Raw genomic sequence first — 13,818 nt, forward strand, 5'->3', positions numbered from 1 at the left:
GCCGGGCCGCAGCGACGAACGCATCGCATCAGATGAAAAAAGGTTTTTACACCATCATGGCCGCGCAGTTTTTCTCGTCGCTGGCCGACAATGCGCTCCTCATCGCCGCCATCGCTCTGCTGAAAGACCTCCACGCCCCGAACTGGATGACACCGCTGCTCAAGCTGTTCTTCGTGTTGTCCTATGTGGTGCTGGCGGCATTCGTCGGCGCCTTCGCGGATTCACGCCCGAAGGGCCGCGTGATGTTCATCACCAACTCGATCAAGGTCGTCGGCTGCCTGATCATGCTGTTCGGCGCCCATCCGCTGATCGCGTATGGCATCGTCGGCTTTGGCGCCGCGGCCTACTCGCCCGCCAAGTACGGGATTCTTACCGAGCTGCTGCCGGCCGACCGGCTCGTCGCGGCGAACGGCTGGATCGAAGGCACGACCGTGAGCTCGATCATCCTCGGCACCGTGCTCGGCGGCGCGCTGATCAGTCCGCACATCGCGTCGCACGTGATCGCTCACACGCCTGCGTGGATCAACACGCCCGCCGAATCGGCGATGGCCGTCATCATGGCGATCTACGTCGTCGCCGCGCTGTTCAACTTGCGCATCCCCGATACCGGCGCGCGGTACCCGCGACAGGAACACGGCCCAGTCAAACTCGTCACCGATTTCGCGGACTGTTTCATGGTGCTCTGGCGCGACAAGCTCGGCCAGATCTCGCTCGCGGTCACGACGCTGTTCTGGGGCGCTGGCGCGACGCTGCAGTTCATCGTGCTGAAATGGGCCGAGGTATCGCTCGGCATGTCGCTGTCCGAAGGCGCGCTGCTGCAGGCGGTCGTCGCATTCGGCGTCGCGGCCGGCGCGATCGCCGCGGCCAGCCGAATTCCGCTGAAGAAATCGCTGACCGTGCTGCCCGTCGGCATCATCATGGGCATCGCGGTGATGCTGATGGCGTTCTACACGCGCGACCTGATCCCGTCGAACTGGATCGTCCATCTCGGCCACTTCCGGCTGCCGGTCTACCTGATCATCGCCTACATCTTCCTGATGTGCGTCGGCGCGCTGTCCGGCTACTTCGTCGTGCCGATGAACGCGCTCCTGCAGCACCGCGGCCACGTGCTGCTGTCGGCCGGCCACTCGATCGCGGTGCAGAACTTCAACGAGAACCTGTCGGTGCTCGTGATGCTGTGCCTGTACGCGGTGCTCGTGTGGCTCGACGTGCCGGTCGGCGTCGTCATCGTGCTGTTCGGCACGTTCGTCTGCCTGACGATGTGGCTCGTGATGCGCCGCCACCAGGCGAACCAGCGCCAGTTCGATTCGGTCGCGCTGATCGGCGAGGCGAAGCACTGACGCGCCCGCTCCCGTTCCCGCATGCCCGCGCCGGTTGCCGAACCGGCGCTTTGCCAACATGACGCATCCGATCCCCAACGTGCTGACGATCGCCGGCTCCGACTCCGGCGGCGGCGCAGGCATCCAGGCCGACCTGAAGTCCTTCTCCGCGCTCGGCGCGTACGGCGCGAGCGTGATCACCGCGCTGACCGCGCAGAACACGCGCGGCGTGACCGGCGTGCACGCGCCCGACGCCGCGTTCGTGACCGCCCAGCTCGACGCGGTGTTCGGCGACATCCGCATCGACGCGGTGAAGATCGGCATGCTGGCGAACGCGGCGATCGTGCACGCGGTCGCCGACGCGCTGCGCCGTTACGCGCCCCGCTACATCGTGCTCGACACGGTGATGATCTCGAAGAGTTCGCACGCGCTGCTCGCGCCGGATGCGGTCGACGCGCTGCGCGGCGAGCTGCTGCCGCTCGCCACCGTCGTCACGCCGAACCTGCCCGAGGCGGCCGCGCTGCTCGGCGACGCGCCGGCGACGACCGAAGACGACATGGTCCGGCAGGGCCAGGCGCTCGTGGCGGCAGGCGCGCACGCGGTGCTGATGAAGGGCGGCCACCTGCCGAACGCCGACGCGAGCCCCGACTGGCTCGTCGACGCGGCTCGCACCGTGCGCTTCGACGGCCCGCGCGTGCGTGCGAACAATACGCACGGCACCGGCTGCACGCTGTCGTCCGCAATTGCCGCGTTGCTGCCGCGGCATCCCGATCTGGAAAGCGCCGTGCGTGACGCGAAGGCCTACCTCACCGGCGCGATCGCCGCCAGTGACCGCCTCGACGTGGGCCGCGGCGTCGGCCCCGTGCATCACTTCCACCGCTGGTGGTGAGCGGCGGCTGACGCCGCGTCAGTCCGCCTTCGCCGCGAACGCCCGCGCCCGCTCCGGCCAGTCGTCCGGCACGACGAAGCCGCGCGCGGTCTCGCGCCACGCGCCGTCGGCGGCCGGCCCGTAGACGCCGATCAGCGCCGGCGCCTGCCGCTCCGACAGCCCTGCCGGCAACGCATGCGCGGGCGCCAGCGGCTCGGGCGCGCCGGCGCCCGCCGCGATGCGGCGCGGCGCGAGCCACGCGAGCCGCGGCAGCACCGCCCATCCGGCGTCGGGCGGCTGCGCGGCCGCCCACGCGGCCCACTGCGCGTGGGTCAGCCAGAAGCCGCGCGGATGATCCGGCGCGATTTCCCCGTCGAGCCGCGGCAGCGGCGCGCCGTGCGGATAGAACAGCCATCCCTTGATGAACACCTGCGCGTCGGACGGCGCGCCGTAGCCGAGCAGCGCGAATCCGTCGCGCCCGCTCAGGCGCAGCTGGTGATCGATCAGGCGGGCGCGCTTGCGATCGAAACGGTCGACCAGATTCGGCCCGACGAAGTCGGCAAGCGACGCCGCGTCGCCGTCGCACTTGGGTGCGCACAAATAGCACTTCACGGCCAGTTCCCAATGCAGGCGCCGACCGCCGGGCGTATCGACGAGGAAGTCCACCTCGCCGAGCGTCCGGCCGTTGATGCGCAGCGCGAGGTTGGCCGCGACGAGCCGCAGCGCGGGCCCGTGCGTGAGGAAGAATTCGAGCAGGCACTCGGCATAGCGGCCGAGACGCACCGGCCGCAGCCCTTCGAGCGCGCGGTGCAGCGCTTCGGGTGCGGCGTCGAGCGCGGCCAGCCACGCTTGCGCGGCCGCCCGCTCGGCGGCATCGGACCACGGCTGCGCCAGCGGCGCGCCGGGCGCCGCTGCGAGCAGGCTCGGGCTCGCCAGCAGCCATGCCAGATCGCGTACCGCGGCGTCGTGCAGCGTTTCGACGAACGAAGACGCCGCGCCGGCTGTCATTGTGCGGACCGCTCGACTGCCCCGGGGATGGCCGCCCCACGGAAGGTATCGCGCGCAAGGCACAGGTCTGCCCAGGCCTTCGACTTGTCCTGCAGGCTGCGCAGCAGATAGGCCGGGTGGTAGGTGACGATCACCGGCACGCCTTCGTAGGCATGAACGCGACCACGCAGCGACGCGATGCTCGCGTCGGTCTTCAGCAGCGTCTGCGCGGCGAAGCGCCCGAGCGCCACGATCAGCTTCGGCTTCACGAGCGCGACCTGGCGCTGCAGATACGGCTCGCAGCGCGCGACCTCGTCCGGCTCCGGGTTGCGGTTGCCCGGCGGGCGGCACTTGATCACGTTGGCGATGTACACGTTGGCGCCGCGCTCGAGCGACAACGACTGCAGCATGTTGTCGAGCAGCTTGCCCGCCTGGCCGACGAACGGCTCGCCCTGCTTGTCCTCGTTTTCGCCCGGCGCCTCGCCGATCAGCATCCAGTCCGCTTCGCGATCGCCGACGCCGAACACGGTGTTGGTGCGCTTCTCGCAAAGCCGGCAGCGCGTGCAGTCGGCCACGCGCGCGGCGAGCGCGTCCCAGTCGAGTTCGGCGACCGGCGTCTCGGCCACGCGCAGCTCGGCGACCGGCGCGGGATCGGCCGGCGGCGCGGCGTCGAACCACGCGAAATCGTCTTCTTCGGCCGGCCGCGCATCGGCCGGCGGCGCAACATCGCCCGTGCGCGCGGCTTGGCGGGATGCGCTGCGCTCGCCCGCGGCGGACGGGGCATGTGCTTCGGGCGGCTGCGTCGCGGCCGGTGCCGCGCCGGCGTCGGACGCTTGCTTCGGTGCATCCGCCCGCGCGGATGCCGGCAGCGGGCGTGTCGGCGCATCGCCCGCCTGCGTGACGGCCACGGATGCCGCCGGCTCCGATGCAATGGCGCCTGCGCGCGCCGCGCCCCCCTCGCCTGCCTGACCCACCGGAGCCGCCTCCGGCGCTTTCGTCACGGAATCCTGCGCGGCGGCCGCCGGCGCATCGGCCGCGTGCAGCCCGCGCCGCACCCAGATCTGCGCCAGCCCCATTTCCTCGAGTGCCGCTTCAGCCCACGCCATGCGCGCCTCCGTCCTTGTTCAGCGTCAGACGCATCACGATCGCGTCCTCCCGGCCGCGATGCCGCGCCGGATAGTAGTTCTTGCGCCGCCCGATCGTTACGAAACCGAAGCGCTCGTACAGGTGGATCGCGCGCGGATTGGACGGCCTCACTTCGAGCAGCATGCCGTCGAGCCGCTCCGCCCGCGCGATGCGCACCGCCTCGCGCAGCAGCGCGAGGCCCGCACCCGTGCATTGCGCGGCCGGCGCGACGCACAGGTTCAGCAGGTGCATCTCGTCGATCACGGGCATCAGCACGCAATAGCCGACGAGCGCCCCCGTCACGTGACGCAGGCACACGCCGAAATAGCCGTTGCGCAGCGAATCCTCGAAGTTGCCGCGGCTCCACGGGAATTCGTAGGCGGCATGCTCGATCGCGACGACTTCGTCGAGATCGGCGTCCGTCATCGGCGACAGATACCGGTCGCTCAGCAGCACACCCGTCATTCCCGCGCTCCGCCCGGTTGAGCCGCGCGCGCCGCCATCCGTTCGGCGGTGGTCTGCGCGACCTTGTCGCGCACGTATTCGGGCGCGGCCTGGTCGGCCGGCACCGTGCGCCCGGCCCGGAACGCGCGCAATGCCGCGTGCGCGACCGCCAGCGCATGCGGCATTGCATCGCCGTCGATCACGGCTGCCCGCGCGACGGCCGGCAGCTGCGCGCCGAACGCGGCGGCCGCGTTGCCCGCGAGCGTGAACGGCGCGTCGGGCACGCCGACCGCGGCAGGCGCGTCGAGCGCGGCCGGATGCAGCGTGCGCCAGTCGCCGGCGCCGTCGTCCCACGCGAACTCGGCCCAGTAGACCTCGTCCATCCGCGCGTCGAGCGCGGCCAGCACGCGCGCGGTGCCGGGCGCGCGCAACCGCGCATGCTCGGCGCACGCGAGCAGCGTGCCGACCGGCACGACCGGCAGCCCGCGCCCGAACGCGAGGCCCTGCGCGATCCCGGTCGCGGTGCGCAGGCCCGTGAACGAGCCGGGACCCGCGCCGAACGCGATCGCATCGCAGTCGGCGAGCGTCAGCCCGGATTCGGCGAAGAGTTCCTGGACGGCCGGCAGCACGCGCGTGCTCGACACGGCGCCCGTCAGTTCGTGGCGGACCCAGCTTTGCAGGGAGGAAGCGGCGGATTCGGCCATGGCCGAGCGCAGCAGCGCGACCGAGCAGTATTCGGTCGACGTATCGATGGCGAGGAGCACTGTTTGCGTCATGGCCGACATTGTAATGCGGCGCCCCGCTCCCACGGGCGACACGCGGCGGATCGCGCCGCACCGCGGACACGCGCGGCGGTTTGGAAGGATCGCTCGACCCGCCGCGGCGGCGCGCTTGCTAAGATCGCCCGACTTGAAACTTCCACGGAGACACCCGATGAGCGACATCACCGCGCAGTTCAACCAGGCCCAGGAAGACGTGAAGCAACTGTCCGAGCGTCCGGGCAACCTTACGCTGCTGCGCCTCTACGCGCTCTTCAAGCAGGCGACCGACGGCGACGTGCACGGCGACAAGCCGGGCTTCACCGACATCGTCGGCAAGTACAAGTACGACGCGTGGGGCGCGCTGAAGGGCACGTCGCAGGATGCCGCGAAGCAGCAATACGTCGAGCTCGTCGAATCGCTGAAGAACGGCACCGCATCCTGATCGCGGCTCGCGGTCAAATCGGCAGTGGCGCAGCGCAGCAAATATCTCTATAATGCCGGCTGCGTCACTTCCGCGCTCGGCCCACTGGCCGAACCGGCCGGACGCCTCGTAGCGTTAAGCTCCAATCCGGTTTAGAACCTGTCCCCTTCCTGCTTCGGCTCTAGCGGCCGTCAATTATCAGGCTGGCGGCAACGCGTCTCAGCACGCCGCACCCAAAACAGCTTCTAGCCTCATCCGCCTCGTGACCGGCGGATTGCACCCGTTTTCCGATTTGCTCGTTGAATCCGACAACTTGGGCATGCGCGATTGGCGCCGACGTTTCACCCACTGTGTTTCAAGGATTGTTATGACTTCGAGCATTTCCACCAGCCCCCTCAACGCGACCGCCGACAAGGCGCTCGGTCTCGACGGCGCCGCGCAGCCCGCGGCGCCGGCTGCCGACGAGCCCACGTTCGCGTCGCTCGGGCTGTCGCCGGAGATCGTCTCCGCGCTGCAGGCCGCCGGCTACGAAAAGCCGACGCCGGTCCAGCAGCGTGCGATTCCGGCCGGCATCGCCGGCCGCGACCTGCTGGTGTCGAGCCCGACCGGTTCGGGCAAGACCGCCGCGTTCATGCTGCCCGCGATCGAGCGCTTCGCGCAGCTCCAGAAGGCGCAGGCGCAGCAGCCGCGCCCGCCGCGCGAGCCGAACAACGGGGACCGCCGCGCCCGCCGCCCGCAGCCGGTCGCGCGCCCGGGCCTCCTCGTGCTGACGCCGACCCGCGAACTCGCGATGCAGGTGACGACCGCCGCATCGACCTACGGCAAGCACCTGCGCCGGCTGCGCACGGTCAGCATCCTCGGCGGCGTCGCCTACGGCCAGCAGCTGATGCTGCTCGCGAAGAACCCGGAAATCCTCGTCGCAACCCCGGGCCGCCTGCTCGACCATCTGGAGCGCGGCCGCATCGACCTGTCCGAGCTGAAGATGCTCGTGCTCGACGAAGCCGACCGCATGCTCGATATGGGCTTCATCGAGGACATCGAGACGATCGTCGACGCGACGCCGGAATCGCGCCAGACGATGCTGTTCTCGGCCACGCTCGACGGCAAGATCGGTTCGCTGACGAGCCGCCTGCTGAAGGACCCGGAGCGCATCGAGATCCAGCAGCGCCTCGAGTCGCGCGCGAACATCGCGCAGACCGTGCACTACGTCGACGACCGCGATCACAAGGATCGCCTGCTCGATCACCTGCTGCGCGACAACGCGCTCGACCAGGCGATCATCTTCACGGCGACCAAGATCGACGCCGACCAGCTCGCCGGCCGCCTCGCGGACGCAGGCTTCGAATCGGCCGCGCTGCACGGCGACCTGCCGCAGGGCGCCCGCAACCGCACGATCCGCGCGCTGCGCGAGCGCCGCGTGCGCGTGCTCGTCGCGACCGACGTCGCGGCGCGCGGCATCGACATCCCGGGCATCACGCACGTGTTCAACTACGACCTGCCGAAGTTCGCGGAAGACTACGTGCACCGTATCGGCCGTACCGGCCGCGCGGGCCGCTCGGGCATCGCGGTCAGCCTCGTGCATCATGCCGAGCAAGGCGCGCTGAAGCGCATCGAGCGTTTCGTGCGCTCGCCGCTGCCGGTCAACGTGATCGAAGGCTTCGAGCCGCGCAAGGCGCCGCCGCGCAACGATCGCGGCAACGGCGGCCGCGGCCGTCCGGGCGGCGGTAACGGCGGCCGTCGTTTCGGCGGCAAGCCGGGCGGCGGTCACGGCAACGGCGGCCGCGGCGGTTACGGCGGCGGCAACGGCGGCTGGAGCGGCAAGCCGGGCGGCAGCCGCGACGGCGGCAACCGCCGCAGCGACGGCCAGCGCGGCGGCCCGCGACGCAGCAATTCGGCGTCGTAACGGCGCGCGGGCGGCCTCATCGGCCGCCCGTATCCGCCCCGCAGCACGCAACCGGCGCACCCGCGCCGGTTTTTTTCGCCCTCATCGATATTTCACGATGCGAAAAATTTTTTTGTGTCGTAAAAAATCATGCTGCGTGGCACAACACGCGGCATTGCAGGATGGAAAAAAGCATTTCTTATCTCGAAATAAGAATGACAAGCAATTGATTTATAACGATAAAAAATTTCCACCCTTCCTGAACGAGCCCCTGTTTCGCAACCTGCGATTTGCCTAGACTCTTATACAAGACTTCGCGAAACGGAACACCCCACTTCCCGCCTCGCGAATTGCATCACCTCGTTCGATTCATCCCGATTCAGGCAAGGTCACGTCAAGGAGCACATCATGTCGCGTCAGCAACAGGCACAGGAACTGCAAAAGCAATGGGAAACCGATCCGCGCTGGAAGGGCATCAAGCGCACCTATACGGCTGAGGACGTGGTCCGCCTGCGTGGCTCGCTGCAGGTCGAGCACACGATCGCGAAGCGCGGCGCGGAAAAGCTCTGGACCCTGATCAACAACGAGCCGTTCGTCAACGCGCTCGGCGCGCTGACCGGCAACCAGGCGATGCAGCAGGTGAAGGCCGGCCTCAAGGCGATCTACCTGTCCGGCTGGCAGGTCGCGGGCGACGCGAACGTCGCCGGCGAAATGTACCCGGACCAGTCGCTGTACCCGGCGAACTCGGTGCCGCAGGTCGTGAAGCGCATCAACAACACGCTGACGCGCGCCGACCAGATCCAGTGGTCGGAAGGCAAGGACCCGGGCGACGAAGGCTACGTCGACTTCTTCGCGCCGATCGTCGCTGACGCGGAAGCCGGCTTCGGCGGCGTGCTGAACGCGTTCGAGCTGATGAAGGCGATGATCGAGGCCGGCGCATCGGGCGTCCACTTCGAAGACCAGCTCGCGTCGGTGAAGAAGTGTGGCCATATGGGCGGCAAGGTGCTCGTGCCGACGCGTGAAGCGGTCGCTAAGCTCGCGGCGGCGCGTCTCGCGGCCGACATGATGGGCACGCCGACCGTGCTGGTCGCCCGCACCGACGCGGAAGCGGCGGACCTGATCACGTCGGACATCGACGACAACGACAAGCCGTTCCTGACGGGCGAGCGCACGGTCGAAGGCTTCTTCCGCACCAAGCCGGGCCTCGAGCAGGCGATCTCGCGCGGCCTCGCGTATGCGCCGTACGCCGACCTGATCTGGTGCGAAACGGGCAAGCCGGATCTCGAGTACGCGAAGAAGTTCGCGGAGGCGATCCACAAGCAGTTCCCGGGCAAGCTGCTGTCGTACAACTGCTCGCCGTCGTTCAACTGGAAGAAGAACCTCGACGACGCAACGATCGCGAAATTCCAGAAGGAACTCGGCGCGATGGGCTACAAGTTCCAGTTCATCACGCTGGCCGGCTTCCACGCGCTGAACTACTCGATGTTCAATCTCGCGCACGGCTATGCCCGGACGCAGATGAGCGCGTTCGTCGAACTGCAGCAGGCCGAGTTCGCGGCAGCCGACAAGGGCTTCACCGCGGTCAAGCACCAGCGCGAAGTCGGCACCGGCTACTTCGACGCGGTCACGCAGACGGTCGAGCGCGAAGCGTCGACGACCGCGCTGCACGGCTCGACCGAAGACGAGCAGTTCTTCGACGGCAAGAAGGTCGCGTAACACGCGTCGGCGCCCGAACCGCGAAGGCGCAACAGGGGGAGGAGACGGCATGCGCGCGGCGGCAGACGCGCGACGTGCCGCACGGCCTGCGGGCCGCATACGACAAGGCGCGCGCCGGCCCTGCCCGGCGCGCACTGCTTTGCGCGTCGGCCGACCAGCCTTTGCCCGCCGGTTGCCGCGCCTACCGATAAACGATCACCGGAATTTTCGTATGGGTCAGTACGCGCTGCGTCTCGCTGCCGATCAGCAGGCTGCCGAGCCCGCGGCGCCCGTGCGACGCCATGAAGATCACGTCGCAGCCGCCGCGTTCGGCCGCCTCGATAATGCCGAGATACGGCGACGGATGCACGCTCGTCCAGGTATCGCAGTCGACCCCCGCCTCCCGCGCGGCGGACTCGACCTCGTCGAGATGCGAGCGCGCCTCGCGTTCGCTGCGCGCCCTGAAATCGGCGGGCGGCTCGATGATCACTTCGGAGAACGGCGAGTACGGATACTGCGGCAGGCACGCATACGCGGTCACGCGCGCGCCGACCGCCCGGGCGAGATCGATCGCGCCGTCAATGGCCTTCTTCGACAGGTCGGACCCGTCGGTCGGAACGAGGATGTGCTTGAACATCGCGCCCTCCATCGCCAATCGCACCCCGTGCGCCGCGCGCCCGGCGTGCCTGTTTCGATTGTAGTGTGCGAAAGCCGGCCGCCGGCCCCGGCAGCGGGTTCGCCCTCATATCGGAAACGCGCGGGCGGCGCAAGCGCCGACGAGCGGCGCATCCTACCCCCAATACCCGGGCCGCTCGTAGGTGTGTTTCAGGTAATCGAGGAACAGCCGCACGCGCAACGGCAAATGCCGGCGCTGCGGGAACACCGCGTGAATGCCGATCGGCGGCGCCGCGAACGCGTCCAGCACGCTGACGAGGCGGCCGGCCGCGACGTCGTCGCCGACCTCCCACCACGAGCGCCACGCGAGGCCGTGCCCCGCCAGGCACCACTCGTGCAGGACCGCGCCGTCCGAGCATTCCATCGTGCCGCTCACGCGGATCGACACGACCTTGCCGTCCTCCAGGAACGACCAGCCGCGCTGCTGGTTCGCGTTCGCGGCGAGCGCGAGGCAGTTGTGCCGCGCGAGCTCCGCAAGCGTGGCCGGCGTGCCGCGCCGCGCGAGATAGGCGGGCGACGCGACGCACACGCGGCGGTTCTCGCCGAGCTTCAGCGACACCAGCGACGAGTCGGGCAGCTCGCCGAGCCGCACCGCGCAATCGAAGCCCTCGTTGACGAGGTCGACCATCCGGTCGGACAGGTCGAGCGTGACCGACACGTCCGGATGCGCGCTGCTGAATTCGGGCACGAGCGGCGCGACGTGCCGCCGGCCGAAGCCGGCCGGCGCGGAGATCCGCAGGTGGCCGCTCGCCTTCACGCCGCCCGCGGACACGCTCGCCTCCGCGTTCTGCATGTCGTTGATGACGCGCTGGCAATCCTCGAGGAAGGCCGAGCCCTCGAAGGTCAGCGTGAGCTTGCGCGTCGTGCGCACCAGCAGCTTGACGCCGAGCCGCTCTTCGAGCGCATCAAGGCGGCGGCCGATGATCGCGGGCGCGACCCCTTCCGCGTGCGCAGCCGCCGACAGGCTGCCTTTCGCCGCGACCGCGACGAACGTTTCGATCTGTTTGAACCGGTCCATGAATCGGGAGAACGGCCTCGACCGTCCTTCACGTTGACTGAAGCGGCTCCAGATTAGGTATATGAAAGTAAAAGATCAAGTGATGTTTAGCGTCTTTTTTGGTACTGACGATCACGAATAAAATCGTTTCCGACCTCTGAAACTGGAGCGCAAGGCTATGTCGGCCACAACGACACTCTCTCCCAACGCCATCCTCTTCGACGCCTACGGCACGCTGTTCGACGTGCACGCGGTCGTGGCCGCGGCAGAGCAGATGTTCCCCGGCCACGGGGAACGGCTGTCGCAGCTGTGGCGGCGCAAGCAAATCGAATACACGCAGCTGCGCACGCTCGCCGATCCGGCCGGCGCGCGCTACCGCCCGTTCTGGGACATCACGCACGACGCGTTGCGGTTCGCCGCGCGTGCGCTCGGCCTCACGCTCAACAGCGCCGCCGAGAAGCGCCTGATGGACGAATACGCGTGCCTGTCCACCTACCCCGACACGGTGCCCGCGCTGCGCAAGCTGCGCGCGCTCGACCCGCGTCCGCAGCTCGTGATCCTGTCGAACGGCAACCCGCAGATGCTCGACATCGCGGTGAAGAGCGCCGGCATGACCGGCCTGTTCGATCGCGTGCTGTCGGTCGACGCGGTGCGCGCGTACAAGCCGTGCCCGGCCGCGTACGCGCTCGGCACCGATGCGTTCGGGCCGAACCCGCGCGACCTCGTGTTCGTGTCGTCGAACGGCTGGGACGTGACGGGCGCGGCCTGGTTCGGCTACACGACGTTCTGGCTCAACCGCACGGGCGCCCCCGCCGAGGAGCTCGGCGCGCCGCCCGACGGCACCGGCGCCGACATGGCCGACCTGCTCGCTTTCCTCGCCACCCCGGCTCCGTCCGGCAGAAGCGCCAGCCGCGCGCGCCCCGGCCCGGGCGCGTAACGCTGGCATCGATGCCGGCCACCTTCCCCTTTACCGAAACCGCAACTGACCGACCAAGGAGATGAGACTCATGACCACCACGCTCACGCTGCCGCAAGGCATGGCGATTACCGGCGAGATCCGCCCGGGCTACGAAGCCATCCTGACGCCCGCGGCACTCGAACTCGTCGCGGCGCTGCACCGCACGTTCGAGCCGCGTCGCCAGGCCCTGCTGCAGGCGCGCGTCGAACGCACGAAGCGCCTCGACGCCGGCGAGCGCCCCGACTTCCTGGCCGAGACGAAGGCGATCCGCGAAGGCGACTGGAAGGTCGCGCCGCTGCCCGCCGACCTGCAATGCCGCCGCGTCGAGATCACCGGCCCCGTCGAGCGCAAGATGATCATCAACGCGCTGAACTCGGGCGCCGATTCGTACATGACGGACTTCGAGGATTCGAACGCGCCGAGCTGGACGAACCAGATCGACGGCCAGATCAACCTGAAGGACGCGATCCGCCGCACGATCTCGCTCGAACAGAACGGCAAGTCGTACCAGCTCAACGACAAGGTCGCGACGCTGATCGTGCGTCCGCGCGGCTGGCACCTCGACGAAAAGCACGTGACGGTCGACGGCCAGCGCGTGTCGGGCGGCGTCTTCGACTTCGCGCTGTTCCTGTTCCACAACGCGAAGGAGCTGATCGCGCGCGGCTCGGGCCCGTACTTCTATCTGCCGAAGATGGAAAGCCATCTCGAGGCGCGCCTGTGGAACGACATCTTCGTCGCCGCGCAGGAACAGGTCGGCATCCCGCGCGGCACGATCCGCGCGACCGTGCTGATCGAGACGATCCTCGCCGCGTTCGAGATGGACGAAATCCTGTACGAACTGCGCGAGCACAGCTCGGGCCTGAACGCCGGCCGCTGGGACTACATCTTCTCGGCGATCAAGAAGTTCAAGAACGACCGCGACTTCTGCCTGGCCGACCGTTCGAAGATCACGATGACGGTGCCGTTCATGCGCGCTTACGCGCTGCTGCTGCTGAAGACCTGCCACAAGCGCAACGCGCCGGCGATCGGCGGGATGAGCGCGCTGATCCCGATCAAGAACGATCCGGAAGCGAACGACAAGGCGATGGGCGGCGTGCGCTCGGACAAGCAGCGCGACGCGACCGACGGCTACGACGGCGGCTGGGTCGCGCACCCGGGGCTCGTGCCGATCGCGATGGAGGAATTCGTGAAGGTGCTCGGCGACAAGCCGAACCAGATCGCGAAGCAGCGCGACGACGTGCAGATCGAAGGCAAGAACCTGCTCGACTTCCAGCCGGAAGCGCCGATTACCGAAGCCGGCCTGCGCAACAACATCAACGTCGGCATCCACTACCTCGGCGCGTGGCTCGACGGCAACGGTTGCGTGCCGATCCACAACCTGATGGAAGACGCGGCGACGGCCGAGATCTCCCGCTCGCAGGTGTGGCAGTGGATCCGCTCGCCGAAGGGGGTGCTCGACGATGGCCGCAAGGTGACGGCGGAACTGGTGCGCGACTACGCGAAGGCCGAGCTGGAGAACGTGAAGCGATCGGTCGGCGGCAATACGCAGCCGTACGAGCGTGCCGCGGCGATCTTCGAGCAGATGTCGACGTCGGAAGGCTTCACCGAATTCCTGACGCTGCCGCTGTACGAGGAAATCTGACCGCGTCGCGACCGCATGAAAACAGCCCGATCAGCGCAAGCCGA

Annotated in this window: 13 protein-coding genes; 7 read left to right on the forward strand and 6 right to left on the reverse strand. The window is 68.6% G+C overall.

Annotated elements, in window-relative coordinates; all coding sequences use genetic code 11:
• The first annotated feature begins 32 nt into the window (after positions 1-32).
• Positions 33-1,340, forward strand: a complete 1,308-nt coding sequence (gene lplT / locus KY49_RS09510; RefSeq protein ID WP_042584309.1) for a lysophospholipid transporter LplT — start codon at positions 33-35, stop codon at positions 1,338-1,340.
• 58 nt (positions 1,341-1,398) lie between these two features.
• Positions 1,399-2,208 carry a bifunctional hydroxymethylpyrimidine kinase/phosphomethylpyrimidine kinase gene (gene thiD / locus KY49_RS09515; protein WP_042584648.1) on the forward strand — a complete coding sequence of 270 codons (810 nt, stop codon included), beginning with the start codon at positions 1,399-1,401 and terminating at the stop codon, positions 2,206-2,208.
• 18 nt (positions 2,209-2,226) lie between these two features.
• On the opposite strand, the gene KY49_RS09520 is transcribed toward thiD, so the two are convergent.
• The 4 genes from KY49_RS09520 to tsaB are packed head-to-tail and all read right to left on the reverse strand — an operon-like array spanning position 2,227 to position 5,528.
• Complete coding sequence (locus KY49_RS09520; RefSeq protein ID WP_042584310.1) at positions 2,227-3,195, reverse strand: DUF1853 family protein; 969 nt, start codon at positions 3,193-3,195, stop codon at positions 2,227-2,229.
• Positions 3,192-4,280 (reverse strand): uracil-DNA glycosylase, encoded by a 1,089-nt coding sequence (locus KY49_RS09525; protein WP_042584311.1) that lies wholly within the window; start codon positions 4,278-4,280, stop codon positions 3,192-3,194. The genes KY49_RS09520 and KY49_RS09525 overlap by 4 nt, the downstream gene beginning before the upstream one ends.
• Entirely contained in the window at positions 4,267-4,764 is a 498-nt protein-coding gene (gene rimI / locus KY49_RS09530; RefSeq protein WP_042584312.1) for a ribosomal protein S18-alanine N-acetyltransferase, read from the reverse strand. The genes KY49_RS09525 and rimI overlap by 14 nt, the downstream gene beginning before the upstream one ends.
• Positions 4,761-5,528 (reverse strand): tRNA (adenosine(37)-N6)-threonylcarbamoyltransferase complex dimerization subunit type 1 TsaB, encoded by a 768-nt coding sequence (gene tsaB, locus KY49_RS09535; protein WP_042584313.1) that lies wholly within the window; start codon positions 5,526-5,528, stop codon positions 4,761-4,763. The genes rimI and tsaB overlap by 4 nt, the downstream gene beginning before the upstream one ends.
• 148 nt (positions 5,529-5,676) lie before the next feature.
• On the opposite strand from tsaB, the gene KY49_RS09540 reads away from it, so the two are divergent.
• The 3 genes from KY49_RS09540 to aceA all read left to right on the forward strand — a co-directional run bounded on the left by KY49_RS09540 (position 5,677) and on the right by aceA (position 9,523).
• Entirely contained in the window at positions 5,677-5,946 is a 270-nt protein-coding gene (locus tag KY49_RS09540; protein WP_042584314.1) for an acyl-CoA-binding protein, read from the forward strand.
• A gap of 346 nt (positions 5,947-6,292) precedes the next feature.
• Entirely contained in the window at positions 6,293-7,828 is a 1,536-nt protein-coding gene (locus tag KY49_RS09545) for a DEAD/DEAH box helicase (RefSeq protein ID WP_042584315.1), read from the forward strand.
• A gap of 387 nt (positions 7,829-8,215) precedes the next feature.
• Positions 8,216-9,523 carry an isocitrate lyase gene (aceA, locus tag KY49_RS09550; RefSeq protein ID WP_042584316.1) on the forward strand — a complete coding sequence of 436 codons (1,308 nt, stop codon included), beginning with the start codon at positions 8,216-8,218 and terminating at the stop codon, positions 9,521-9,523.
• Positions 9,524-9,704: 181 nt separating this feature from the next.
• On the opposite strand, the gene KY49_RS09555 is transcribed toward aceA, so the two are convergent.
• Entirely contained in the window at positions 9,705-10,139 is a 435-nt protein-coding gene (locus tag KY49_RS09555) for a universal stress protein (RefSeq protein WP_010092028.1), read from the reverse strand.
• A 153-nt stretch (positions 10,140-10,292) separates the two neighbouring features.
• Positions 10,293-11,195, reverse strand: coding sequence for a LysR family transcriptional regulator (locus KY49_RS09560; RefSeq protein ID WP_042584317.1), 903 nt, complete (start codon positions 11,193-11,195; stop codon positions 10,293-10,295).
• 157 nt (positions 11,196-11,352) lie between these two features.
• Here KY49_RS09560 and KY49_RS09565 point away from each other — a divergent pair, with 157 nt between their 5' ends.
• Positions 11,353-12,111 (forward strand): haloacid dehalogenase type II, encoded by a 759-nt coding sequence (locus KY49_RS09565; protein ID WP_042584318.1) that lies wholly within the window; start codon positions 11,353-11,355, stop codon positions 12,109-12,111.
• Positions 12,112-12,181: 70 nt separating this feature from the next.
• Positions 12,182-13,774 (forward strand): malate synthase A, encoded by a 1,593-nt coding sequence (gene aceB / locus KY49_RS09570; protein WP_042584649.1) that lies wholly within the window; start codon positions 12,182-12,184, stop codon positions 13,772-13,774.
• Positions 13,775-13,818: the final 44 nt, after the last annotated feature.

The organism is Burkholderia sp. MSHR3999, from assembly GCF_000833595.1.
GTDB classification, from domain to species: Bacteria; Pseudomonadota; Gammaproteobacteria; order Burkholderiales; family Burkholderiaceae; genus Burkholderia; species Burkholderia ubonensis.

Coding starts and splice junctions, on each gene's coding strand:
- thiD (WP_042584648.1), top strand. CDS start 1,399: ATGACGCATCCGATCCCCAACGTGCTGACGATCGCCGGCTCCGACTCC.
- KY49_RS09545 (WP_042584315.1), top strand. CDS start 6,293: ATGACTTCGAGCATTTCCACCAGCCCCCTCAACGCGACCGCCGACAAG.
- KY49_RS09525 (WP_042584311.1), bottom strand. CDS start 4,280: ATGGCGTGGGCTGAAGCGGCACTCGAGGAAATGGGGCTGGCGCAGATC.
- lplT (WP_042584309.1), top strand. CDS start 33: ATGAAAAAAGGTTTTTACACCATCATGGCCGCGCAGTTTTTCTCGTCG.
- KY49_RS09565 (WP_042584318.1), top strand. CDS start 11,353: ATGTCGGCCACAACGACACTCTCTCCCAACGCCATCCTCTTCGACGCC.
- KY49_RS09555 (WP_010092028.1), bottom strand. CDS start 10,139: ATGTTCAAGCACATCCTCGTTCCGACCGACGGGTCCGACCTGTCGAAG.
- KY49_RS09540 (WP_042584314.1), top strand. CDS start 5,677: ATGAGCGACATCACCGCGCAGTTCAACCAGGCCCAGGAAGACGTGAAG.
- KY49_RS09520 (WP_042584310.1), bottom strand. CDS start 3,195: ATGACAGCCGGCGCGGCGTCTTCGTTCGTCGAAACGCTGCACGACGCC.
- tsaB (WP_042584313.1), bottom strand. CDS start 5,528: ATGTCGGCCATGACGCAAACAGTGCTCCTCGCCATCGATACGTCGACC.
- aceA (WP_042584316.1), top strand. CDS start 8,216: ATGTCGCGTCAGCAACAGGCACAGGAACTGCAAAAGCAATGGGAAACC.
- aceB (WP_042584649.1), top strand. CDS start 12,182: ATGACCACCACGCTCACGCTGCCGCAAGGCATGGCGATTACCGGCGAG.
- rimI (WP_042584312.1), bottom strand. CDS start 4,764: ATGACGGGTGTGCTGCTGAGCGACCGGTATCTGTCGCCGATGACGGAC.
- KY49_RS09560 (WP_042584317.1), bottom strand. CDS start 11,195: ATGGACCGGTTCAAACAGATCGAAACGTTCGTCGCGGTCGCGGCGAAA.